The organism is Paenibacillus sp. FSL P2-0121, from assembly GCF_037975345.1.
In the GTDB taxonomy this organism is placed as follows: Bacteria; Bacillota; Bacilli; order Paenibacillales; family Paenibacillaceae; genus Paenibacillus_AQ; species Paenibacillus_AQ odorifer.
In genome coordinates, this window is the sequence record NZ_CP150245.1 from 6694292 (window position 1) to 6717466 (window position 23175).

The window sequence follows — 23175 nt, forward strand, 5'->3', positions numbered from 1 at the left end:
CCGAAAAAGAGCGTCTAACACGGTTACCCGTATGTAGACGCTCTTAATGTCGTTTCGCTTTAGCTTTAGCTTTAGCTTTAGTCAGCTTACTTCTTATTCATCTTAAACATTAGGAACAGCTCATTATAATGAGCAAGCATCCGTTTGCCAAGGTTATCGTATACTTCAAGCCGGTCCGTAATTTCGGCTGGTGGATAGAAACGGGTATCCTCAGAAGTTTCCTCAGGAAGCAGCTCCAGTGCAGGAATGTTAGGCGTGGAATAACCTACATATTCTGCATTCTTAGCAGCAACGTCTGGGCGGAGCATGAAGTTGATGAACTGATGCGCTCCATCCACATTTTTCGCTGTCCGAGGAATAACCATGTTATCAAACCATTTGTTCGAGCCTTCTTCCGGCACTACATAATCCAGCTTATCATTCTCGTCCATGATCTCGGAAGCATCGCCGGACCAGACAATCCCAACCGAAGCTTCTTCATTTGCCAGCAGCATCTTGATCTCATCACCGACAATCGCCTTCACGTTAGGAGACAACTTGTTGAGCTTAGTCAGTGCTTCCTGCAGATGTGCCTCATCCTTGTCATTAACGGAATAATGCAGGCTGTTCAAGGCCATGCCCATCACTTCACGGGCTCCGTCTACCAGGAAGATGTTATTATGCAGTCTGCTGTCCCAGAGAGAATCCCAGCTGGTGAAGTCCATGCCCTTGGTCATTTCCGGATTGAAAATAATCCCGACGGTCCCCCAGAAATAAGGTACAGAATATTTGTTACCCGGATCAAACGAGAGGTCCATAAAGCGTGAATCAATATTCTTTAGATTCGAAATCTTGCTATGATCCAGCGGGATGAGCAGATCTTCTTCTTTCATCTTAGCAATGGCATAATCCGAAGGGATTACAACATCAAAGGTAGTTCCGCCCTGCTCAACCTTGGTCAACATAGCTTCATTGGAATCGAAGGTTTGATAAATGACTGTTAAGCCGGTCTCTTTTTCAAATTCCTTCAATAGATCCGGATCGACATAGTCGCCCCAGTTATAGATAGTCAGTGTGTTTCCACCCGAATATCCCTCTCTCGAATTCATCCAAGATCCCAAGTACATGAGCGCAAATGCCGTGATAAGGATCGCCAGAAAAGCATTTATCAGCTGTTTCATCTAGGCACCCCCGCTTCTGCAACAGGCTCCGCCACAGCTTCTGCTGTGTTATGGCGATTTTTCTTAAGGGTCAGGAAGTAATAACCAACCACAAGCAGAATGGTGAACAGGAAGATCATTGTCGACAGCGCATTAATCGATAGCGACACCCCTTGCCGGGCTCTAGAGTATATCTCAACCGATAACGTCGAATAACCGTTGCCTGTTACGAAGAACGTAACCGCAAAGTCATCCAGTGAATACGTAAGCGCCATAAAAAATCCGCTGAATATCCCTGGTTTAATAATCGGCAAAATTACTTTAGTCAGCACATCCTTACGGCTTGCCCCAAGATCACGGGCTGCATCCGTTAATGTAGGGCTCATTTCCTGTAGATGCGGCAAAATCATCAATACGGCAATCGGTACGCTGAATGCAACGTGTGAGAGCAGAACAGACGCGAAACCCAGCTTGATGCCAGCAATGGTGAACAGGATAAGGAACGAAGCACCAATAATGACATCTGGACTGACGATCAGCACGTTATTCAGAGACAGCAAGGTGTTCTTGGCGCGGCGATTCTGCACACTTTTAATGGCCAGCGCACCAATAATAGCGATAAGGGTTGCAATAGCCGAGGATAGCAGCGCGATCACAAGCGTATTGATTACGATGATGATCAGGCGCTTATCTTGGACCACCTCACGGTAGTAATCCAGCGTGAAGCCCTCGAACTTATGCATCGTCCCCCCACTGTTGAACGAATAGTACATTAAATAGAAGATAGGTGCATACAGAACAATGAACACCAGAACTAGGTAGAGGTTAGAGAATCCATTTTTATTTCTCATTCCGCGCCCCTTTCCGCGATCCGCCTGTGATAATCATAAACAGCGCCATAATGGCAATCAGAAACACTGCAACTGTAGAACCCATGCCCCAGTCCTGAGTGACCAGGAAATGCTGCTCGATTGCGGTGCCCAGCGTAATGACCCTGTTGCCTGCAATCAGACGGGTGATCATAAACAGGGACAGCGCAGGTATGAATACTGCCATACAGCCTGAGCGTACTCCCGAAATGGTCAGCGGAAAAATAACACGTCTAAACGTGGTCCAGCCCGAAGCCCCTAAATCACGTGCCGCATCCAGCAAGGATAAATTCAAATCCTCCAAAGCGCTGTATATCGGCAGGATCATAAACGGAATAAAAATATAGACAGATACAAATACAAAACTGAAGCCCGTAAACAGAATTTGCTGTTCTCCGATTCCAAGCAGATCAAAGAAATTATTGATCGGACCAAATGTACCGAATATCCCTATAAAAGCGTAGGTTTTTAGCAGCAAATTAATCCATGTCGGCAAAATAATCAGCAATAACCACAGCTGCTTATGTTTGGTTCTCGTCAGCAGATAAGCCGCCGGATAGGCAACCAGCAATGAGAATGCTGTAATCAGAAACGCGTACCAGAACGAGGTCAGCGTCATTTTTAAATATACAGGGGTGAAGAAACTGACGTAATTATCCAGAGTAATATGGCCATCCAAATCAAATAACGAATAATAGATGACAAGCACTACCGGTGCAATTACAAACAATGCGATCCAGAGGTAATAAGGGATGAGATAGTACGATTTGCCCTTATTCTTCATGACTCTCCACCTCGCCATAAGCTTCCAGACGTCTGTCGAATTCTTCCTCCGTTTCACCGAAACGCATAACATGAATCGCTTCCGGATCAAAATAAAGGCCAATTTCACTGCCTACAGTCGCCTTACGTGTAGAATGTACAAGCCATTCATGCCCGGATTCATCATAACAGCTGATTTCATAATGCACGCCCCGGAACAGCTGGGAATCAACCCGCACACGTAGTTTACCCTGTTCCAGCGTAGAAATTTCCAAATCCTCAGGACGAATAACAATCTCTACGGATTCATTCGGTTTCAGCCCGGCATCGAAACATTCGAAGCGGCGGCCGTTAAACTCCACCAGATAATCCTCGATCATAACTCCCGGCACAATGTTCGATTCGCCAATAAAATCCGCCACAAAACGGTTAATCGGCTCATCATAAATATCGTTAGGGGTGCCGCTTTGCTCGATTTTTCCTTTATTCATGACAAAAATCCAGTCGGACATCGCGAGTGCCTCTTCCTGGTCATGAGTTACAAAAATGAAGGTAATGCCTAACCGCTGCTGCATTTCCCGCAGTATGTACTGCATCTCCGTGCGCAGCTTGAGATCTAGCGCCGATAGAGGCTCGTCCAGCAATAGAACCTGTGGCTCATTCACAATCGCCCGGGCAATAGCAACCCGCTGGCGCTGACCGCCGGACATTTCGTTAATCGCACGCTGCTCATAACCCACAAGGTTAACGAAGCTTAGCGCTTCCTGTACCTTCTTTGTGATAACGTCCTTCTTAAGCTTCTTAATACGCAGTCCGAAAGCCACATTCTCGAATACGTTCAGGTGTGGAAACAATGCGTAATCCTGAAATACCGTATTGACCTGCCGCTCATTGGCGGGAATGTGGTTAATTACTTTTCCATTTAAATAGATAGAACCGCTCGTTGGCTCAGCGAACCCGGCGATCAATCGAAGAATAGTCGTTTTACCACAGCCAGATGGACCAAGTAGTGTATAGAATTTGCCGCGCTCTATCTCAAAGCTGACTCCTTTTAACACCGGATCTTCGTCGTCATATTGCTTAGTAACTTCTTCAAATGAAATGATGGTACCTTCCTGAATAGCTATAGCTAACAACCTCCCTTACCTTAGTAATACAATACTATTTTACCCGCATCTTGCGGAGAACAATCGAAATGAGTATGCTCAGCGCTAATAAGCGACAATTTCCCCTCTTCTTCGACGCCCCAATAGATATAGCATATTAGATTGTACCATTATATGCGATAGCTTACATTGTTAAATGCTAAGCATAAACTTAACAAGTTTGTAAAAAGTCCAGTCTTCCCTGCCCTTTTTGAGGTGCTATAATGAAAACGAACTGAAAAGCCAGTGTGGTTTTCTTATTTTTGCGAAAGAAGATGAATGATAATGAACGAGGGGTTACTAGACCGCCTTGAAAAATATGGATTCTCGCTTTACATGATACGAATTACGCTTGCCGCATCACTATCCTGGGTAGCCGTACACAGTTTATATGGTGACCAATATTTATACTTTGCACCGCTTGCAGCCATTCTAATTACTCAAGCCAGTGTGAAGGCTTCACTTGAAAAAGGAATCTACCGCCTGATCGGCATTATTATCGGCGGAATTGTCAGCCTGATTGTAGGCCAATTCTTCGATGTAGGTGCATTTTCCATTCTGCTAATTCTGCTCATCGGGATTGGAATTGCCACAGCCTGTCGGATGAATATCCAAGCGGTTTCGCAGGTGGGGGTAACCTCGGTTCTGGCCCTTACCTTTTATCACAATGATTACGTGCTGTGGAGAGTCGCCGAAACCTTTATTGGTGTGCTCATTGCCTTGATCATCAATATGATTATCGTTCCACCGAACAGGTTCGTCAAGGTAAAAGCATTGGCACTCGATGGAAGCCTTCTACTTTCGGATGCTTTAAAAGGTCTCGTAGGCATAAGAAGAGATTCATCAAAGGATAATAATATGCTGGAGCAAGCAGGTAAACTGCTGTCTGCCAGCAATCAGCAACAGAAGGAAATGTTCTATACCATTGCTCACTATCAGTGTCGTGGTGATCTAAAGGGGCTTATACAAGCCACAGCACATCTAAAGACCATTCATTCCTATGTTAAAGAAATTGCCGACGATATTTGCTTGCTGCCAGCACATCATGCCAATTCTGACTGGATGCTGGAAGTGCTGGAGGCAACAGCCGATTGTATAGCTGTTTATGGTACCAAGACCTTATCCAAGGCTGAATGCCAACGTTCACTTACAGATTGTCTGCATCGTGCCCGCGACTTGCAGGCGGCCAGCTTCTCTGAACTGCAAGGACGGTGCTCACTGTCATCTGTTCGTGATCTAGGAGCGCTCTTCAGTCACTTAAACCGGGTACTCGAAGAAGTGGAACGTGCTAGTTCTGCTACTTACGTAGTTGCAGCTCGGCCTTCAACAGCTGAAATCACACGCGCTATACGCTTAATTAAAAAAGGACACTCCCAGAAGCTCTAAGCTTGGGAGTGTCCTTTTTTTATGTTCAATCCCTATTAGACATAATGCCCTTTAGCACGATTGGTTACTACAACCATCCAACAAATTTAACTGACTGATTGTTTGGCAGCACGCCCTATCTTCACATTTACCAGTACAATACTGCTGACAATCAGCAATAATCCGATCACAAGGTTTATGGTAATCTGCTCTTTCAAAAAAACTACGCTGGTTGCTATCGAGATCAGGGGAATCAAGAAGGTGAATGAACCTACTTTTCCTGCTTCTCCTTCGTTAATCAGCTTGAAATAAATTAGCCAGCCCAGAGCAATAACAAAGATTGCGATAAACAAGGTATCCACAATAAAGGTTCCACTCCAGGTGATATCCGACCATTTCTCCGTAGCTGATCCCGAAAGTAGCAGAATGATGCCACCGATCGTGATTTGCATAGCCGTCATCCACAGCATATCCACACGTACAGCATTCCGTTTCATATATATTGTCCCTAATGCCCAGCTTAGGGCACTGGCTAGAGCCAACACAATTCCCCATATGGAGATACTCCCATTAATTCCGCCGATACTAAGAGAGGCTACCCCGAGAAAACCAAGCAGCAAACCAGCCATTTTAAGCCCGTACATGCTCTCACCTAACCACAGCCAAGAAAAAACACCTAGCAATACAGGCTGCAAAAATACAATCGATGAGAACAATCCCGCCGGAACATACTGCAAGCCAATCGTCTGAAATCCATAATAGAACACAATACTAAGTACCGCCGAGATCAGATAGATCGGCCAGAGCTGCTTGAAGCGAAGCTCCTTCACCTTGGGCAATGCAATTAGAATCAGAATAATACCGCCTACGACGGTTCGAATACCTGCAAATAATAGAGGTGGAGCATAGTCTAAGGCGATTTTGGATATAGGCCAATTAATGCCCCATACAATCACCAAAAAAATAAGAAGGATCATACTTTTCTTCTGCTGATTCATTTGTTCACTTCCTTGGTGTAGATTCATCACAAATGATACAATAAACAAGAGCATAAATGAAATGAATAATAATCATAAGGGGCATATCATATTTGTTATGAACAATACTCAAATTCGTTTATTCGTCAAAATCGCCGAAAGCGGCAGCTTTACTAAAGCTGGTGTAGAACTGAATATGACACAGCCTGCGGTCAGCCGGGCGATCTCGTCCCTCGAAGCCGAATTAGACGTAAAGCTCTTGCTTCGAGACCGGCGTAATGGCCTGATGCTTACGGATATCGGCAAACGTATTCTTGTTATTTTCCGTGAAATTCTAATGGGCTTTGATAAGGTCAATCAGGAGATTTACGCGGAGAGAGGTCTTGAAAAAGGAAGTATCCGCATTGGAGCTTTCCCTGTGGCATCGGCTCATTTTCTACCGAAGATTATTAGCTCTATTACTAAAAGATATCCAAATATTACGATTAGCTTACAGGAGGGTTCTATCGCTGAAGTCAGAGAATGGCTGGATTCAAAAGAAATTGATGTTGGCTTATTGCTCGCTCCCAGTGCAGAATTCGAAACCATTCCATTATATAGAGAGAAATTGTTTGCCGTTTTTAGAGATGACCATCCCCTGCAAAAGCGATCCATTGTATGTGTGCAGGAATTAGCGAACGAGCCCATGTTGATTTGCAAAGCAGGATATGAACCGCCTGTTGTAGAGCTATTCCGCAGAAGTAATAGCCATCTGAATGTAAAATATGTGGTTAATAACTTTGCAACAGCTCTTAATATGGTTCAGGAGGGACTGGCGATCGGCGTGATGTCTGAACTGTCCTTGTTATCTCTGCCTCCAAATGTGGTTACCCGTGAGCTGCAGCCGGATGCTTATAGAGATATCCAAATTGCGGTCAGCTCGCTTGCCGACACTTCAATTGCTGTAAAGCTCTTCATTGAGACAGCGCTGGATCTTTTCACTCAAAAATAAATGGATTAATTAATAGATGATAAGGAGTGCTGAGGATGAACTTTAAAAGACTAGGAAATAGCGGATTACAGGTATCCGCATTAGGACTGGGAACGAACGCTTTCGGCAAACGTGCGGATCAAGAGACCTCCATTCAGATTGTACATGCTGCGCTTGATCAGGGAATTAATTTCATAGACACTGCTAATATTTACGCTGGCTCGGAATCCGAGCGAATCATCGGTCTGGCCTTGGAAGGTAGGAGACATGAGGCTGTTCTCGCAACTAAAGCAGGTTTAGTCAAAAATGAGGGTCCTAACGGTAGCGGCTCCTCCCGTCGCCATTTGCTGCAGGAGCTTGAAGATAGCCTTCGCCGTCTTAAGACGGACTATATCGATCTATACCAGATTCATACCTTTGATCCCTATACGCCGCTTGAAGAAACCTTACGAACCTTGGACGATATGGTATCCTCGGGGAAAGTCCGTTATATCGGGGCCTCCAACTATACAGCATGGCAATTAATGAAGGCGATTGGGATTAGTGAAACACGCAACTTCACCAAGTACATTTCAATTCAGTGCAGCTACTCCTTAGCAGACCGGACACCGGAGAATGAGCTTCTTTCGCTCTGCCTGGATCAAGGTGTAGGGATCATTCCATACTTTCCGCTAGCTGGCGGGATTCTCACTGGCAAATATAATACAAGCGACTCAGCCCCATCGGGGTCCAGAGCAGATACCGATCCTAATTTCAAAAGATTCCTTGATGCTGACCGGATCAAGCTCGGAAGCCAAGTGAGCCAAATTGCTGAGGAAATGGAAACCTCATCTACCTCGCTCTCCTTAGCTTGGCTTATGAATCGGCCTGCCGTCTCGACGGTTATTGTCGGGGCTACACGTGTGGAACAGCTGGAACAAAATTTGCTTAGTACCTCGCTTGTACTTAATGAAGAAACTTCGGCCAAGCTGGATGAAGCCAGTGATTCCTTCCGTTATGGCGAACCGTTCGCTTTTTACCGGCTCCCATAGAGTAGTATGCTTTAACTTCTTACAAGGATGGAGGAAAGATTAATGACAACCTATACAGCTGACAGCATTCAAGGAATGCTTGAAGAGCATAAGGATTTTTTTAATAGCGGCGTAACTAAGGAGGTTTCTTTTCGTCTCCAGCAGCTGCGAAAACTTAAAAATATTATTAAACAATACGAAGGACGTATCATCACCGCACTACAACAGGATTTAGGAAAAGGTGAGTTCGAAGCCTATGCCACAGAAATCGGCTTTACGCTGGACAGTATCGGCTACATGATGAAACATCTTAAGCGTTGGGCGAAGCCTAAAAAGGTTCGATCCCCGCTGCACTTATTTCCTGCAAAAAGTTATATTTTAAGTGAGCCTTACGGCACAACGCTCATTATTGGCCCGTTTAATTATCCATTTCAGTTGCTGATTGAGCCCCTGATCGGCGCCATTGCCGCTGGTAACTGCGCTGTCCTCAAGCCATCTGAGAGCACACCTGCCATCTCGTCCGTGGTTGAACAGCTTATTCAGGAGACCTTCGAGCCGCAGTATATCCGCGTAATTCAAGGGGAAAAAGAGACCACTAATTTACTGATCCACGCGAAGTTTGATTATATATTTTTTACAGGCAGTGTGCCTGTCGGCAAAATCGTTATGGAAGCGGCAGCGAAAAATTTAGTGCCTGTAACCTTGGAGCTTGGCGGGAAAAGCCCGGTTATTGTTGATAAGACCGCTAATCTTGATGTTGCAGCGAAACGGATTGTCTGGGGCAAGCTGCTGAACGCGGGCCAAACCTGTATCGCACCGGATTATCTATGGGTCCACAAGGATATTGCCAAAGAATTGATCACCAAACTCAAACATCACGTCACTGAGTTCTACGGTCAGGATGCACAGCCTAATACAGATTATGGCCGGATCGTGAATGATCGCCAGCTGCAAAGACTTGCTGACCTAATTGCGCGAGATCAGAGCAAGGTGATTATGGGCGGCACCATCGTGCCAGAAGAACGTTATATTGAGCCTACTTTAATCTATCCTGCCACTTGGACGGATGCTGCTATGGAAGATGAGATCTTCGGTCCGATCCTCCCAATATTGGAATATCATCAATTGGATGAGGCCATTCAGAGTATTAATGAACATCCAAAGCCACTGGCACTATACCTATTTACGGAGGATAAGAGTGTAGAACAAGAGGTGCTGTCCCGGGTCTCATTCGGGGGAGGGTGTATCAATGATACGATCTCACATGTGGCGAGCACTTATCTTCCGTTTGGTGGAGTAGGAAACTCTGGAATCGGGGGTTATCACGGGAAGTATAGCTTTGAGGTCTTCTCCCATCATAAAAGCATCGTCAAGCGAGGCACACGGATCGACCTCGGAATCGTGTATCCTCCTTATGGCAATAAAGTGAAGCTGGTTCGAAAAGTAATGAAATAAACAAAGCAGCAAACCTCCCATGATCGGGAGGTTTGCTGCTTATCAGGGTAACTACGCAAACAGCTCTAACAATTTCTCAACACTTATCTCTGCTGTGGAAGCCAGACATAGATCCGCGGTCCCGGTTACGAGCGCCACTCCAGCTCCCACTGACCTCATACCAGCAGCATTAATTGCGGCTATTCCTTCCTCGGTATCCTCAATCGCCACACAGCAGTCTGGGGATATGCCCAGCATCTCCGCAACCTGCAAGTGAATCTCTGGATCTGGCTTGCTTCTACGCAAGTTGCCAGGGTCAGCCACCGCCTGAAACCAATGCCCGATCTGCAAGCGTTCGAGAATCAGCAGCGCATTCTCATTCACTGAAGCCAGTCCGATAGCAATCCCTCTTTGCTGCAAATCGGACAACACGCGGTGGATACCCGGATACAGCTCAGCAGGCGTCATTTGCTGAACCAGCTGTCTATACTTCTCGTTCTTTTTGTTGCAGAGCATTCCCTTTACCGGTTGCGGCAAATTCAGTCCACTACTCTCCAGAATGACTTCTAAAGATTCCATTCGACTTAGGCCCTTAAGACTCTTATGCTTCTCTCGATCAAAAGAAAGCGCAAGTTCATCCGCCAGATCCTTCCAAGCCTCATAATGATACTCTCCAGTGTCAGTAATTATCCCGTCCAGCTCGAAAATAACAGCTTCAAGCTGCTTCACATTCGAAAGCCTCAGCGGCTTCTGTGCAGACAACTGTATAAGGTTTCCCTTATGCATAATCTCAAGCTCTTCGCCCTCCAGCAGCGTATAGATCACTTCTGTATCACTCACAAAAATATCCAATAGCTGTCCAGAGCATGTTATTTTAAACCGATAGCTCTCCCACTGCGCTGGCACACTAGGATTAAATGATAACATCCCGCCGCATAAGCGCATGCCACCAAAACCATTCACAATCGACAGCCAGGAGCCTGCCATAGCAGCAGTGTGCAGTCCATCCTTTACGTTGCGGTTGATATCATCCAAGTCCATCCGTACCGTGCGGTCAAAATAGGAATAGGCTCCCGTCAAATCACCAATCTCAGCAGAGATTATACTGTGAATACACGGTGACAATGAAGAATCATGCGTCGTCAGCGGCTCATAATAATTATAATTCCGGATCTTATCCGCCAAGCTGAATTGGTCACCCAGTAGAAACATCGCCATTACCAAGTCCGCCTGTTTCAACACCTGATGACGGTAAATTACCAGCGGATGGTAGTTGAGCAGCAGCGGATATTTGTCAGCTGGTGTATGCTCGAAATCCCATTTTTTCTTGGAGAGAAACGTGTCGTCTTGAGCATAAATGCCAAGTCCCTCATCAAAGGGGATAAACATTTTGTCCGCCGCTTCCAGCCACACTAATATCTCATGCTCAGTCAGACCGATTTTTTGCTTCAGGCGTTCAAAATGCTCAGGATACTGCTTAGACAATATCCCTGCCATCTCGTGTGCATAATAAAGCTGATCCTGTACCATAAAGTTGGTGTATGCATTATTGTTGACGATAGCTGTATATTCATCAGGACCGGTTACTGCATCAATACAAAAGACACCGCCCCTAGCCGGATTAAAGTACCCCAAGTCCAACCAAAAGCGGGAAGTTTCGAATAAAATTTCCGCTCCCTTCGTAACCAAAAAATCATAATCTCCGGTAGCCAGTACATACTGCTTGATGGCATACGCAATATCCGCATTAATATGCATTTGCGCCGTGCCTGCCGGGAAATACGCAGAGTTCTCTGCCCCGTCTATAGTCCGCCAAGGGAACAAGGCTCCCTTCTGCGACATTACCGCTGCACGCTCCCTTGCTTTGTCTAACGTGGCATAACGAAATTCGAGCAGCTTTCGGCTAATCTCCGGCTGTGTGAACGTAAAGAAGGGCAGCATATACATCTCGGTATCCCAGAAATAGTGCCCTTCGTATCCTTCACCCGTTAATCCCTTGGCTCCAATATTCGTAACCCCATCACGGCCTACGGATTGAAGCAGTTGAAAAGCATTAAAGCGAATGCCCTGCTGAAGCGCAAGATCACCATGAATCTCCACATCCGTATGTGCCCAGTATCGATCCAGATAAGCCTGCTGTTCCTGGGCAAGCGCTTCAAACCCGCTATGGTCTGCTAAGTGTAATATTTCAGTACTTCTACTAAGTAGTTCGTCTTCTGGATAATCTTTAGAGGTATGGTAAGAGATATATTTGGTTAGTGAGACGCTTTCCCCACGCTCCACCGGGACGACAAACTGCATGGATAATTTCTGCCCCTCATGCTGCACGGTCCTTTTATCCTCAGATCTTGAATCGAGCTTATGACTTACCCCTGTTAATAAGGCAAACTGGGTATGCCGCGTCCTCTGCTTCATCCATAAGAAGGACTGTCCCGGTTCATGACCGGTATCCTCCAGGAGCAGACTGGGCTCCTTGCCTCCCGAGCCCAATCTGGGATCATCCGTTACCTTAGGTTTTTGGATCTTGCCGTCGATGGATGAAGTGAAGGTAAGCACTCCGCTGAAATTCAGCGCTTTAACCTCATAATCTATCGCCGCCAGATGTTTGTGCTGCAAAGTCACCATCCGCCGGATATGAAGCTGTACCCGGTGACCAGCTGGAGATTCCCAATCTACCTGCCGATGCAGAACCCCGCTTCGCATATCCAGCTTTCGTTCATAATGATGCACTTGCCCACTGTTTAACTGAAAGGTCTGCCCTTCAATATTCAGTTCAATAATCTTGGCATCTGTTACGTTCAGCATCGCTTGATTGCGGGATGGATATCCGTACGCTCCTTCTGGATATACAATGGGCTCCGAATCAAAAAAACCATTCAAATAATTGCCTGTTACAGACGAGCCTGAGCTGCCGTGGTAACCTTCTTCGAAATTACCGCGCATACCAATATATCCATTGCCAAGAGCAAAAATACTCTCGCTTCTTTGATTGTTCTCTTCACTATAAGCTTCCTCATCAAGACTCCACTCCCGGTAAGGATATACCGCCGCCGGATGTACGTATGGTTTCATCTTCATCTCTCTAAGCTCCCCCTGATCACAGTTTCATTCGGGTTCTAAATCATTAACCTTTCACCGACCCACCCATAAGCCCTCTGACGAAATACTTTTGCAGCAGGAAAAAAATAGCGAGCGGCATCAGCATAGAGATAAATGCAGCCGAAGTAAGTAAATGCCAATCGTTGCCTCGTGAGCCAACTAAATCGGCAATTTTCATCGACATAACTTGCACAGACGGTTGATTGCCGATAAAAATCAATGAGACTAAATAGTCATTCCACACCCACAGGAATTGGAAGATTCCGATAGAAGCCAGTGCTGGCACTGATAGAGGCAGAATTAGCCTACTGAATATAGTGAAATGACTTGCCCCATCCATGAAAGCCGATTCGAACAAATCCTTCGGCAATTGACTGATAAAGTTGTACATAAAGTACGTAACCAGCGGTAATCCAAAAGCCGTATGCGCCAGCCAAATTCCCAGATAACTTCCGTTTAGCCCAAGTGCGGTATAATCCTTAAGCACTGGAATAAGCGCAACCTGTATCGGAATGACGAGCATTGCAATAATGATCACAAAAAGGATTCTGCGCCCAGGAAACCGCAGCCAGGCAAAAGCATATGCAGCAAAAGAAGCGATCAGCACCGGAATAACTGTTGCTGGAACAGCAATCGTTAGCGTATTCCAGAAGGCCTGTGACAATCCGGAGCCTTTTTGCACCGTTTCACTACCATCAGCCTGTTTCAGCTTGTATTCCTTACCGGAAAGCACATTATTATAGTTATCCAGCGTGAGATCCGGTGTCATCTTCCAACCTTGTATCTGTTCATTTACGGTACGTGCTCTACGATTCTCCCACATAAGCCGGCTGCCATCTGCCTTCACGCCAGCCTTCAGCTCATCATCTGTATAAGTTTTACCGTTCACCTCAATTGGCTCCCGAAGATCCACATCCTTGGATAGCTGAATCGTCTCTCCAGCCTTCCACTCCTGATGAGGAAAAGCTTTCCACCATCCGGTTTGCAGAATGTCAGCAGCCGGACGGAAGGAGGAAATAAATAGCCCAAGAGTCGGAAGCAGCCAAATAAAACAGATCACACCCAACACGATATTTACAACCGTTTTGCTGCCTTTTCTCTTCTTTTTGCCAGCCATTAGAATCCCCCCTGCTTACGGAACTGACGTAGATTGATTATGATTACAGGCAGCACCGCGATCAGTAGAACAATAGCCAGCGTGGAGCCGTAGCCGAAATTACGGTACATAAAGAATTGCCGGTAGAACTGTGTAGCAACAACCTCTGTATCGTATTGACCTCCTGTCATCACCATGACGACGTCAAATATTTTCAACGTAAAGACGATAATGGTCGTTGTCACTGTCAGAATGGTTGATGAAATATATGGAATCATGATTCCAAAGAAAATCTTCACCTCATTTGCTCCATCCACTCGTGCAGCTTCCAAAATGTCGTCAGGAACCCCTTTGATTGCTGCCGAGAAAATCACCATTGCAAATCCCGTCTGCATCCAGATCAAAATGATAATGAGGAAAAAGTTATTCCATGGCTGAAGCATACTCGTCCAGGCTTGGGGTTCTCCCCCAAAATAAGTAACGATTGCGTTCAACAGCCCGATTTGTTCGTCACCCGGTTGATAGTAATATACGAATTTCCAAATGACTCCTGCCGCTACAAAGGAAATAGCCATCGGCATAAAGATGATCGATTTGGCGATTTTCTCATAGCTGCTGCGATCGGCAAGAATAGCAATTAAGAGCCCGAATGCTACACAAGCAAGCGTGCCAACGAATACCCAAAGTAAATTGTTACGCAATGCCGTTGCCATCAGATGATCGCTAAAGATCGCTGCATAATTGCTCAGACCCACAAATTTTTCTGAAGAAGCATTAAAAAAGCTCAAATATAATGTTCGCAGTGCAGGCAGGACCAGTAACCAGCCCAGAATAATCACTGCCGGACCAATAAAGATATAAGGCAGCACCTTTCGGCGGATATGATCAGGGTACTGCTCAACCGCCCAAGTCAGCGTATAGTAAATCAGATAAACACCTAGAACTCCCCAGAGGACAGCCAGAACCGCTGTTAGCAGCGGATTTAATGTGGAATCCCGGAAGAATAAAAAGATTGCGCCGTTAACAACAATATTCGCTAACAACACAACTAGGGACAGCATTACCGCCTTCAGGCTGACGGTTGGCCTAGCTTGTGGTTGTGTTGGCATTTGTGGCTGTGGCTGTGATTGTGCACCCATATTAGCTCCAGCTCCTCCTATAAGTTTTGCGGAGCAAAACTCTTATCATAAGCATCGAACTCACTAGTTAGAAAACAAAAAGAGGGGCAGACAATCCTCTTTTCTCACTGCCCCTCTTTTTACTGTGCGCTTTAAATATTAGGTTAGTTGTTCCAGCCGGACTGGATTTGTTCCAAGGCTTGATCCAGTGTCGCTGTACCGCTCACATAGTCGGTCATCCCTTTCCAGAAGGTGCCTGCACCCACTTTACCTGGCATCAAATCAGAGCCATCAAAACGCAGTGTGGAAGCATCTTGAACCAACTTCGCCATCCGGCGATCGGATTCAGAGGTATACCAATCAAGGGAAGCATCATTCATAGGAGCAATTACGCCGCCAGATTGTACCCAGCTCTTAATCGACTCTCCAGTGGTGAAGAATTCCATGACTGCACGAACCTCTGGACGATCGTTGAACATAGCGTAAATATCACCTGCAACCAGCACTGGTTTACCATATTGTGCATCAATTGGCGGCAAGTAGAACCAATCATAATCCTGATCAACCTTTGCCGTTTCAGGGAAGAAGCTTGTAATAAAGTTACCGAGCATATTAAACCAGGCTTTAGGCGGATCAGTGAACATTGGCGCTGGGGCATCCCCGAAGGATGTTGTCACGATAGACTTAGCACCACCGTAAACATAATCCTTGTTAAGCCAAATTTTAGACATGATTTCAACAGCATTTTTTACTTCTGGTGAAGTAAATGGCAGTTCACCTTTTACCCACTTATCGTAGTTCTCAGGCGTAGTCGTACGAAGCATTATATTTTCGACCCAGTCTGTTGCTGGCCAACCCGTTGCAGCACCGCTCTCAATGCCAATAGCCCAGGCAGGATCGCCATCCTTGGCAATTTGTTCAGTGAGTGCCATCAGCTCATCCCAAGTTTCAGGAACCTTGTAACCTGCATCATCAAATTGTTTCTTTGGATACCATACCAAGCTCTTTACATTACTGCGGTTCCAAATCCCCGCCATGATCTTCCCGTCTTTTCCGTCCATCGTAGACATATCGAGCCAGCTCTTGTTGTAATTAGCCGTCAATTTGTCTTGATCCAGCACACTGGTCAAATCGATAACCTTGCCCGTCTTAGCAATCGATGCCAGCAATCCCGGCTGCGGGAAGTCAGCGATATCAGGAGCATTTCCGCCGTCCACCCGAATATTTATTGTTGCTTCGAACTCCTTGGAGCCCTCGTATTGAATATCGATCCCTGTCTTCTCTTCAAATTCTTTAATGCTGCTCTCAAATTTCACTTGGTCAGCATCTACGAAGGGTCCAAACATGGTTACTTTAGTCCCTTTATATTCACCTTTCATCGCTAAATCTAACGGGGAACCCGAAGGTTCAGCACTAGGTGTATTTGTCGCTTTCTCGGTGTTATCTGCTGTTGGGCTGACTGTTGCCGCCGGTGGATCTGTAGGCGCCGCATTATTGTTGCCTCCGCCGCATGCGCTCAGCGTCATTGTGAAGGATAAACACAGTACTAAAGCCAACGACTTTTTACGTCCTGAGATCTTCTTCATCTTTTGTACATCCCCTTTAATGGTTATAGAGATAACATCTTATTCAATCATCCGGGCACCCTGGCATGTATTAGCAGCTTGTAGCAGATCACCTCCTTGCAAAGCTTTTCAGAAGACAGGTAAATATCCTAAAATCAAACTCCATCACAAATGTAATTTAATAATAGCGCTTACATTTTTTATATTATCATAATTAGTAACCGTTTCCAATCGGAAAATGAGATGTTTTTCATAAGAATTCATACTATTTTCTATCCTAACATTTAAATTTTAATTAAGACCGATACATGGCTCTGAAAAGCTTTTCAGAAGAAGGTCACAAAAATAAAGAGCCTTTATTTTTCCCGCGTGGATTCCCGCACAATCAGCTTATGCTCCATCTTTTCATTCAATACCTGGACACCACCTGTTGTGAGCAATTCATGCAGCATCTCCGCCGCACGATACCCTAACTCATAAATCGGCTGCGCAATCGTGGTCAGCTTTGGAATGAACATACTCGACATCCGCAAATTATCAAATCCAATCACAGATACCTGACCCGGAACTAGAATATTACGATCCTTCAGATAAGAAATCGTCCCCATTGCAAATTCGTCAGCAACACAGAAAACGGCGGTCAGCTCGGGATAATCAGTAAACAACTCATGCGCAGCTTGATAAGCGTGTTCGAACCTGTGATTGGCATATTTGCTCTTCACAATATTCTGCTGTAGTCCAAACTCTGTTAATGCCCTTACAAAACCTTCATAACGAGGCGGGCCAGATACGGAGTTATCATGGTTAAAACCAATCATGCCAATGTCCTTATGCCCTAAATCAATCAGAAACTTTACCGCATCGTAAGCCGCCTGTTCATCATCCACCTCCACAGATGGAATGTCGTACTCATCAGAATGCGAGGATACCAACACAAAAGGAATTCTACAACCGACTAATTTGTCATGTGTCTCAGGATAAAGGACATCACTGGCGAACACGATCCCATCCACCTGCTTCTCATGAAAGTTATCGATGTAAGACAGCATCCGTTCTTTGTCGCGGTCCGTATTGCAGATCATTAAACTGTATCCGAGCTTGATGCATGCATCCTGCATTCCCCGAATAACCCCTGCGAAATACAGGTTCTCAATATCCGGAATCAGCAGGCCCAGTGTAAAAGACTTCTTGTAGATCAGGCCGCGTGCAAACGCATTTGGTTGATATTGCAAACGTTCTACAGCCTCCATCACTCGATTCCGTTTGCTCTCTACGACCGTATTCGGTGCATTCATAACCCGCGATACGGTGCTGATCGACACCTCCGCCATTCTGGCAACATCTCTTATGGTTGGCTTCATAACGATAACTTCCTTTTTTTCAGGTAACTTTTCGATGTGATTATAGCAAGCCCGTTAAGAAATAACAACAGATATTTTAAAGCGCTTACATTTTCTTTTAAAGACATACTTATTCCTTATCTAATCATTACAAAGTGCGTATAACTTACTTAAAGTGTGTATATAGTTTTATTACATGGTATACTAGGCGAGTAGCAATATTCGCAGCTACAAATACTGCTCTAGACTATCTGAGCGTTTATTATAGGAGGGATTACATTGAAGCAACAGCGCGATATTCGATTCTCCGTACTGGACTTAGCCTCTATTGTGGAGGGTGGCACAGCGGCAGACTCTTTTCATAACTCTTTAGCTTTAGCTCAACATGCTGAGGCATGGGGCTATCACCGGTATTGGTTTGCTGAGCATCACAACATGATTGGTGTTGCCAGTTCTGCTACCTCACTCTTAATTGGCCACATTGCTGGCGGCACAAAAAGCATACGCGTAGGCTCTGGAGGCATCATGTTGTCCAACCACGCACCACTTGTCATTGCGGAACAATTCGGGACCCTCGAATCCCTATATCCAGGACGGATTGATTTAGGACTGGGCAGAGCCCCAGGATCCGATCAACCGGCTTCCCGTGCGCTACGCCGTGGTCTCGGAAGCGACGGCAGTGACTTCCCCGAGCAGTTAAGTGAGCTCAGAGCCTACTTCGATCCTGCAGGTGCAGGATCACGACCGGCTGGGGTTCGTGCTGTTCCTGGTGAAGGCTTGAATATCCCCATCTGGCTGCTGGGCTCCAGCGGTTTTAGTGCTCAGCTGGCAGGGAAGCTAGGTTTACCTTTTGCTTTCGCCAGCCATTTCGCACCAGAATATTTACTACAAGCTTTACACATCTATCATAGTAATTTCCGTCCTTCAGCAGCACTCGACAAGCCTTATGTGATGGTCGGAGTTGGTATTACAGCAGCCGATACCGTGAATGAGGCAAGACGACTGGCTACCTCGCAGCAGCAGCAATTCCTTAATATCATCCGCGGACGTACGGGGAAGTTACAACCACCGGTTGATAGTATGGAGGGGCTATGGACGATGCAAGAAAAAGCAGCCATGCTTGAGAAACAGCGTTACTCTTTCGCTGGTGATAAAGCAGCAATTAAAGAACGGCTTCAAGAAATCCTGCAAGAGACACAGGCCGATGAATTGATTGTTTCTGGTGGAATTTATGATCCTAACGCTCGTCTACGCTCTTATGAGATTGTAGCCGACGCTATGAAGGAAATCTAATTTATCATCATAATTAAGGCAAGACGATAGGTCTGGTATCGGGGTTTGAGCCCTATTCCAGATGTATGTCTTGCCTTTTTATTTTGCATTCATAATCGTTCTCAATAAAACACAATAAAAACAATGAATTACATAAAAATAAAGAGTTAAATAGAGAGAACTGGTGTAAAACCATTAATATAATTGATATTTGATCAAATATGATGGATTTCCTTCTAATATCCCATTTTTGTTTAGATATTATTTTGATTATACTTTAGTTATTCGCTATAACGAACGAATTGGCGGTATATCTCTACCCTCTCCTTCCACTTTCACGGAGATTCCTATATACGCACAAGAAAGTGGTTCTGTGAGATACTACTTATTTCGACAATGTTTGATGGAAAATCCGATTAGAAGAGAAGAATTTGCCGGAAGCCCGCAAATGATGTCTACAAAATTTAATATGGGGTTCAGGAGAAAGGAGCGAGTAAAGTGAAGAAGAAATATCGCTCGGCTTTCATAGCTGCTTATATCCTGACTATTCTAGCAGGAGTCATCTGGCATGCTGGCGGAGTTAGTGCGCAAGATACCATTAAGCTTACGGTGAATTCGCATACGACAAGCACAGCCACCATGAACAATATGCAGCCTGGTGATGAAACGAACTCAGAATACACAATTATCAACGCAGGTAGTGAGGGCTTTAATTACTATGTGGACTTCAAATTCATCTCTGGAGACGCAGAATTATACGATATTCTCCAAATGACACTCGAAAAAGAGGGAGTAATCATCTATTCAGGGGTGATGAGTGAGGCTGCCGGAAGAGTTGCCATCGGTTCACTTGCCGGGGGAGAACAAAGTGTAATCCAAATGGATGTAATTTTCCCGTGGGAAGCAGGGAACGAATATCAAGGGAAAACAGCCACTGTAGCCTTTGAGTTCTCCGCTTCTGGAGGACCGGAGCCTTCCGCTGAACCTAGTCCTTCACCGACAGCGACGGCCACAGCTCAGCCTACACCTGAGCCATCACCTACAGCGACTGCTACACCTACTTTAGTGCCAACTACGACACCTACTGCCACGGCTACAACTACACCTGAAGCTTCGCCGACCGCAACAGCTTCACCAACCACGACGGCTACTTCGCCAACGGCAACAGCAGCTGCCACACCAGGGCAATCAACGACGCCAACACCATCGCCAATACCTACAGCTTCACCAGTAGTAGATGAAATTAGTGTTACTGAAGCGCCGATCCCACTGGGTGGAGGCGATAATGAGCCGACAGTATCACCAAGTGCTGGCAGCCAAACTACCAGTGCAACACCGCAGCCAAGCAATGAGATCTCCCTGCCTGATGATGAGCTTCCACTGGGAGCACCAGAGGTTGGCAACAAGCTTCCAAATACCGCTGAGCCTTGGTATAACTTGATTCTTGCCAGCTTAGCCATTGCGGTACTCAGCGTGATTATCATGCGCAGATTGAAATCGAAGAAATAACCACATTTTGCAGCATAAGTCTGGAGGTGAGAGAGTATGAAGAAGCGTAATGGTGCCTTGCTAGCCGTGAAGCTAATCTTCATACTCTCTTTAGTTGTGTTGATTTACTCGGTTGTACAAGTGGTCAAAGCACCGCTCGAAGCTAAACAGGCTTTAAATGATTGGGCAAAAAAGAGGGAGGAAGCTGTCGCCCGCCCCCTTTCTGCCGAAGAAATCCCTCTTCCCATGGGAATGATCAGTTCAGCCAAGGAACAGCCGCACCCCGCTCATTCCTATTCAGAAGGTGAAATCATAGGAGAGATTCGTTTCCCCAAATTAAACAAAAAGATCGCAGTGCTAGAAGGCACGGAAAGCCCAGAGCTAAAAAAGGGAGCCGGACATTATAAAGGCAGCGCAGCTATCGGTGCCACCGGCAACAGTGTGCTCGCAGGCCACCGCGATACAGTGTTCCGTAATCTGGGAGAACTCGTCGCTGGAGATCTTATCGAGCTGGAAAGTACCGATGGGACTTTTACCTATGAAGTAACAGGCAGCACAATTGTTGACGGGGACGAACGTGGTGCTATAAAGCCAAGTGATAAGGCCATCCTTACATTGATTACCTGTTATCCCTTTTCATATGTGGGATCTGCACCGGACCGTTATTTACTTTCAGCGAAGTTAGTGAAACAAGATATATTGCCGCATTAAACTTAAATATTACCTCAATCTTCTTCCTCAGGGATGAGACCTTATATGGAAAGTGATACTATATATATACAATAGTAAAGAGGAGATGACCCAAGGTGAAGAAAGAGGTTGTAGAACGGTTTATTTCGTATGCACAAATGGATACCCAATCGAATGAAGATAATGAGACTTGCCCATCCACTCCGGGACAGATGGTTCTGGCCCACAAGCTGGTTGAAGAGCTTAAGGAAATCGGCATGGAGGAAGTCCAGGTGGACGAGCATGGCTATGTTATGGCGACACTCCCTGCGAATACGGACAAGGATGTTCCGACCATTGGTTTTTTAGCCCATTTGGATACGGCGACTGATTTTACCGGAACGAATGTGAAGCCACAGATTATCGAGAACTATGATGGTCAAGATATTCTTTTGAATAAAGAGCTGAATGTTGTATTGTCCACAGCGAGCTTTCCGGAGCTGGCGGAATACAAAGGCCACACCTTAATTACAACCGATGGCACGACCCTGCTTGGCGCAGATAATAAAGCCGGTATTGCTGAGATTATGACCGCCATGCATTACCTCATTCAACATCCAGAAATCAAACACGGCAAGATTAGAGTTGCCTTCACACCAGACGAAGAAATCGGCCGCGGGCCTCATAAATTTGACGTAGCCGCTTTTAATGCTTCCTATGCTTACACTGTAGACGGAGGTCCACTCGGAGAATTAGAGTATGAAAGCTTTAATGCCGCGTCTGCCAAAATCTCAGTCTACGGCGTTAATGTTCACCCTGGGACTGCAAAAGGAAAGATGATTCATTCCGCCAAAATCGCCATGGCACTTCATCTCAGACTCCCTGCTGAGGAAGCGCCCGAATATACAGACGGTTATGAAGGCTTTTATCACCTAAGCTCTATAGAAGGCACACCTGAATTCAGCAAGCTGCAATATATCATCCGCGACTTCGACCGTGAGAAATTCGAGGCACGTAAAGCATATCTCTCAGCTGTCGTAGAAGAATTCAAAAGCATCCATGGTGAAGAGAACATCGTGCTTGAAATGAAGGACCAATATTACAATATGCGTGAAAAAATCGAGCCAGTGCGTCATATCGTCGATATTGCCCATGAGGCGATGGAGAACCTTAACATCACACCGATCATCCGCCCGATTCGCGGAGGTACAGATGGCTCGCAGCTTTCCTACATGGGCTTGCCGACACCTAATATTTTCACCGGAGGCGAGAATTTCCATGGCAAATTCGAATATGCGTCTGCGGACAATATGGTAAAAGCGGTAAATGTTATCGTGGAGATTGCTAAGCTATTCGAACAGAAAGCCTAAAGCATTATCCGCATCACTCCTTTAAAACACCAAAAAATCCCTGTAGAGGCCGATCCAGACCTCTCAGGGATCATTAATGTTCATAGGCTATTCGATTAGCATCTTTCTTCCGGCGGCGTGTCCTTCCAGATCACGTTTTCTCCGTAATTTTTACCCCAATCATACATCAATCGAAGGACGGGAAGCAGACTTTGGCCATATGAAGTCAGGGAATACTCTACTTTTGGCGGAACCTCAGCGTACACTTTTCTTAGAACCAGCTGGTCCTCTTCGAGCTCGCGAAGCTGATTGGTCAACATTTTTTGCGTGATATGAGGAATTAGCTTCTTCAGCTCGCTGAACCGCTTTGTCCCTTCAAGCCCTAGATGCCAGAGGATAATCAGCTTCCATTTCCCTCCGATCACCGCAAGCGTCAATTCCTTCTCACAGTTAATTTCCTTCAAGTTTATGCGATCTTTAATCTCGGTTGCCATACCTAAAGCGCCTC

Annotated in this window: 19 protein-coding genes; 8 read left to right on the top strand and 11 right to left on the bottom strand. The window is 45.7% G+C overall.

Annotation, left to right across the window (positions count from 1 at the left end):
- Positions 1-86: 86 nt before the first annotated feature.
- From MKY54_RS29540 to MKY54_RS29555, 4 genes are read right to left on the bottom strand one after another with little or no spacing between them, the layout of a single operon-like run.
- Entirely contained in the window at positions 87-1160 is a 1074-nt protein-coding gene (locus tag MKY54_RS29540) for an ABC transporter substrate-binding protein (RefSeq protein WP_076181956.1), read from the bottom strand.
- The gene (locus MKY54_RS29545) at positions 1157-1990 is read right to left on the bottom strand and encodes an ABC transporter permease (RefSeq protein ID WP_076099717.1); all 834 of its coding nucleotides are present in this window, start codon (positions 1988-1990) and stop codon (positions 1157-1159) included. Before MKY54_RS29545 ends, MKY54_RS29540 begins: the two co-directional genes overlap by 4 nt.
- The gene (locus MKY54_RS29550) at positions 1980-2792 is read right to left on the bottom strand and encodes an ABC transporter permease (protein ID WP_036682096.1); all 813 of its coding nucleotides are present in this window, start codon (positions 2790-2792) and stop codon (positions 1980-1982) included. The genes MKY54_RS29545 and MKY54_RS29550 overlap by 11 nt, the downstream gene beginning before the upstream one ends.
- Entirely contained in the window at positions 2782-3891 is a 1110-nt protein-coding gene (locus tag MKY54_RS29555; RefSeq protein WP_036682445.1) for an ABC transporter ATP-binding protein, read from the bottom strand. Before MKY54_RS29555 ends, MKY54_RS29550 begins: the two co-directional genes overlap by 11 nt.
- 309 nt (positions 3892-4200) lie before the next feature.
- On the opposite strand from MKY54_RS29555, the gene MKY54_RS29560 reads away from it, so the two are divergent.
- Complete coding sequence (locus MKY54_RS29560; RefSeq protein WP_339188866.1) at positions 4201-5301, top strand: FUSC family protein; 1101 nt, start codon at positions 4201-4203, stop codon at positions 5299-5301.
- Positions 5302-5387: 86 nt separating this feature from the next.
- Here MKY54_RS29560 and MKY54_RS29565 read toward each other — a convergent pair whose 3' ends face one another.
- Complete coding sequence (locus MKY54_RS29565; RefSeq protein WP_076276263.1) at positions 5388-6278, bottom strand: DMT family transporter; 891 nt, start codon at positions 6276-6278, stop codon at positions 5388-5390.
- A 61-nt stretch (positions 6279-6339) separates the two neighbouring features.
- On the opposite strand from MKY54_RS29565, the gene MKY54_RS29570 reads away from it, so the two are divergent.
- From MKY54_RS29570 to MKY54_RS29580, 3 genes are read left to right on the top strand one after another with little or no spacing between them, the layout of a single operon-like run.
- Complete coding sequence (locus tag MKY54_RS29570) at positions 6340-7248, top strand: LysR family transcriptional regulator (RefSeq protein ID WP_305953676.1); 909 nt, start codon at positions 6340-6342, stop codon at positions 7246-7248.
- A gap of 35 nt (positions 7249-7283) precedes the next feature.
- Positions 7284-8258 carry an aldo/keto reductase gene (locus MKY54_RS29575; RefSeq protein WP_339188869.1) on the top strand — a complete coding sequence of 325 codons (975 nt, stop codon included), beginning with the start codon at positions 7284-7286 and terminating at the stop codon, positions 8256-8258.
- 42 nt (positions 8259-8300) lie between these two features.
- Positions 8301-9692, top strand: a complete 1392-nt coding sequence (locus MKY54_RS29580) for an aldehyde dehydrogenase (RefSeq protein ID WP_339188871.1) — start codon at positions 8301-8303, stop codon at positions 9690-9692.
- Between the two features lie 51 nt (positions 9693-9743).
- Here MKY54_RS29580 and pgmB read toward each other — a convergent pair whose 3' ends face one another.
- The 5 genes from pgmB to MKY54_RS29605 form a co-directional block, all read right to left on the bottom strand.
- On the bottom strand, positions 9744-12749 hold the full coding sequence (gene pgmB / locus MKY54_RS29585) for a beta-phosphoglucomutase (RefSeq protein ID WP_339188873.1): 3006 nt from the start codon (positions 12747-12749) through the stop codon (positions 9744-9746).
- A gap of 46 nt (positions 12750-12795) precedes the next feature.
- Positions 12796-13887 (bottom strand): carbohydrate ABC transporter permease, encoded by a 1092-nt coding sequence (locus MKY54_RS29590; RefSeq protein ID WP_076124061.1) that lies wholly within the window; start codon positions 13885-13887, stop codon positions 12796-12798.
- A complete protein-coding gene (locus MKY54_RS29595) occupies positions 13887-14975 on the bottom strand; it encodes a sugar ABC transporter permease (protein WP_036682450.1) in 1089 nt (362 codons plus the stop codon). The genes MKY54_RS29590 and MKY54_RS29595 overlap by 1 nt, the downstream gene beginning before the upstream one ends.
- Positions 14976-15148: 173 nt before the next feature.
- Complete coding sequence (locus tag MKY54_RS29600) at positions 15149-16570, bottom strand: ABC transporter substrate-binding protein (RefSeq protein WP_036682109.1); 1422 nt, start codon at positions 16568-16570, stop codon at positions 15149-15151.
- A 335-nt stretch (positions 16571-16905) separates the two neighbouring features.
- Entirely contained in the window at positions 16906-17910 is a 1005-nt protein-coding gene (locus MKY54_RS29605; RefSeq protein WP_036682112.1) for a LacI family DNA-binding transcriptional regulator, read from the bottom strand.
- Between the two features lie 258 nt (positions 17911-18168).
- Here MKY54_RS29605 and MKY54_RS29610 point away from each other — a divergent pair, with 258 nt between their 5' ends.
- The 4 genes from MKY54_RS29610 to pepT all read left to right on the top strand — a co-directional run bounded on the left by MKY54_RS29610 (position 18169) and on the right by pepT (position 22688).
- Positions 18169-19182 (top strand): LLM class flavin-dependent oxidoreductase, encoded by a 1014-nt coding sequence (locus MKY54_RS29610; RefSeq protein ID WP_081383185.1) that lies wholly within the window; start codon positions 18169-18171, stop codon positions 19180-19182.
- A 477-nt stretch (positions 19183-19659) separates the two neighbouring features.
- Positions 19660-20670 carry a hypothetical protein gene (locus MKY54_RS29615; protein ID WP_339188875.1) on the top strand — a complete coding sequence of 337 codons (1011 nt, stop codon included), beginning with the start codon at positions 19660-19662 and terminating at the stop codon, positions 20668-20670.
- Positions 20671-20706: 36 nt separating this feature from the next.
- Positions 20707-21360, top strand: coding sequence for a sortase (locus tag MKY54_RS29620; protein ID WP_339188877.1), 654 nt, complete (start codon positions 20707-20709; stop codon positions 21358-21360).
- A 95-nt stretch (positions 21361-21455) separates the two neighbouring features.
- Positions 21456-22688 carry a peptidase T gene (gene pepT, locus MKY54_RS29625; RefSeq protein ID WP_076181937.1) on the top strand — a complete coding sequence of 411 codons (1233 nt, stop codon included), beginning with the start codon at positions 21456-21458 and terminating at the stop codon, positions 22686-22688.
- Positions 22689-22783: 95 nt separating this feature from the next.
- Here the strand turns inward: pepT and MKY54_RS29630 are convergent, their stop codons facing one another.
- Positions 22784-23161, bottom strand: coding sequence for a helix-turn-helix domain-containing protein (locus tag MKY54_RS29630; protein ID WP_036682121.1), 378 nt, complete (start codon positions 23159-23161; stop codon positions 22784-22786).
- Between the last annotated feature and the right edge of the window lie 14 nt (positions 23162-23175).

Excerpts from the sequence above, each read along its gene's own strand:
- MKY54_RS29600 (WP_036682109.1), bottom strand. The coding sequence starts at position 16,570 with ATGAAGAAGATCTCAGGACGTAAAAAGTCGTTGGCTTTAGTACTGTGT.
- MKY54_RS29545 (WP_076099717.1), bottom strand. The coding sequence starts at position 1,990 with ATGAGAAATAAAAATGGATTCTCTAACCTCTACCTAGTTCTGGTGTTC.
- MKY54_RS29565 (WP_076276263.1), bottom strand. The coding sequence starts at position 6,278 with ATGAATCAGCAGAAGAAAAGTATGATCCTTCTTATTTTTTTGGTGATT.
- MKY54_RS29595 (WP_036682450.1), bottom strand. The coding sequence starts at position 14,975 with ATGCCAACACAACCACAAGCTAGGCCAACCGTCAGCCTGAAGGCGGTA.
- MKY54_RS29540 (WP_076181956.1), bottom strand. The coding sequence starts at position 1,160 with ATGAAACAGCTGATAAATGCTTTTCTGGCGATCCTTATCACGGCATTT.
- MKY54_RS29630 (WP_036682121.1), bottom strand. The coding sequence starts at position 23,161 with ATGGCAACCGAGATTAAAGATCGCATAAACTTGAAGGAAATTAACTGT.
- MKY54_RS29575 (WP_339188869.1), top strand. The coding sequence starts at position 7,284 with ATGAACTTTAAAAGACTAGGAAATAGCGGATTACAGGTATCCGCATTA.
- MKY54_RS29620 (WP_339188877.1), top strand. The coding sequence starts at position 20,707 with ATGAAGAAGCGTAATGGTGCCTTGCTAGCCGTGAAGCTAATCTTCATA.
- MKY54_RS29580 (WP_339188871.1), top strand. The coding sequence starts at position 8,301 with ATGACAACCTATACAGCTGACAGCATTCAAGGAATGCTTGAAGAGCAT.
- MKY54_RS29550 (WP_036682096.1), bottom strand. The coding sequence starts at position 2,792 with ATGAAGAATAAGGGCAAATCGTACTATCTCATCCCTTATTACCTCTGG.
- pgmB (WP_339188873.1), bottom strand. The coding sequence starts at position 12,749 with ATGAAGATGAAACCATACGTACATCCGGCGGCGGTATATCCTTACCGG.
- MKY54_RS29590 (WP_076124061.1), bottom strand. The coding sequence starts at position 13,887 with ATGGCTGGCAAAAAGAAGAGAAAAGGCAGCAAAACGGTTGTAAATATC.
- MKY54_RS29570 (WP_305953676.1), top strand. The coding sequence starts at position 6,340 with ATGAATAATAATCATAAGGGGCATATCATATTTGTTATGAACAATACT.
- MKY54_RS29560 (WP_339188866.1), top strand. The coding sequence starts at position 4,201 with ATGAACGAGGGGTTACTAGACCGCCTTGAAAAATATGGATTCTCGCTT.
- MKY54_RS29605 (WP_036682112.1), bottom strand. The coding sequence starts at position 17,910 with ATGAAGCCAACCATAAGAGATGTTGCCAGAATGGCGGAGGTGTCGATC.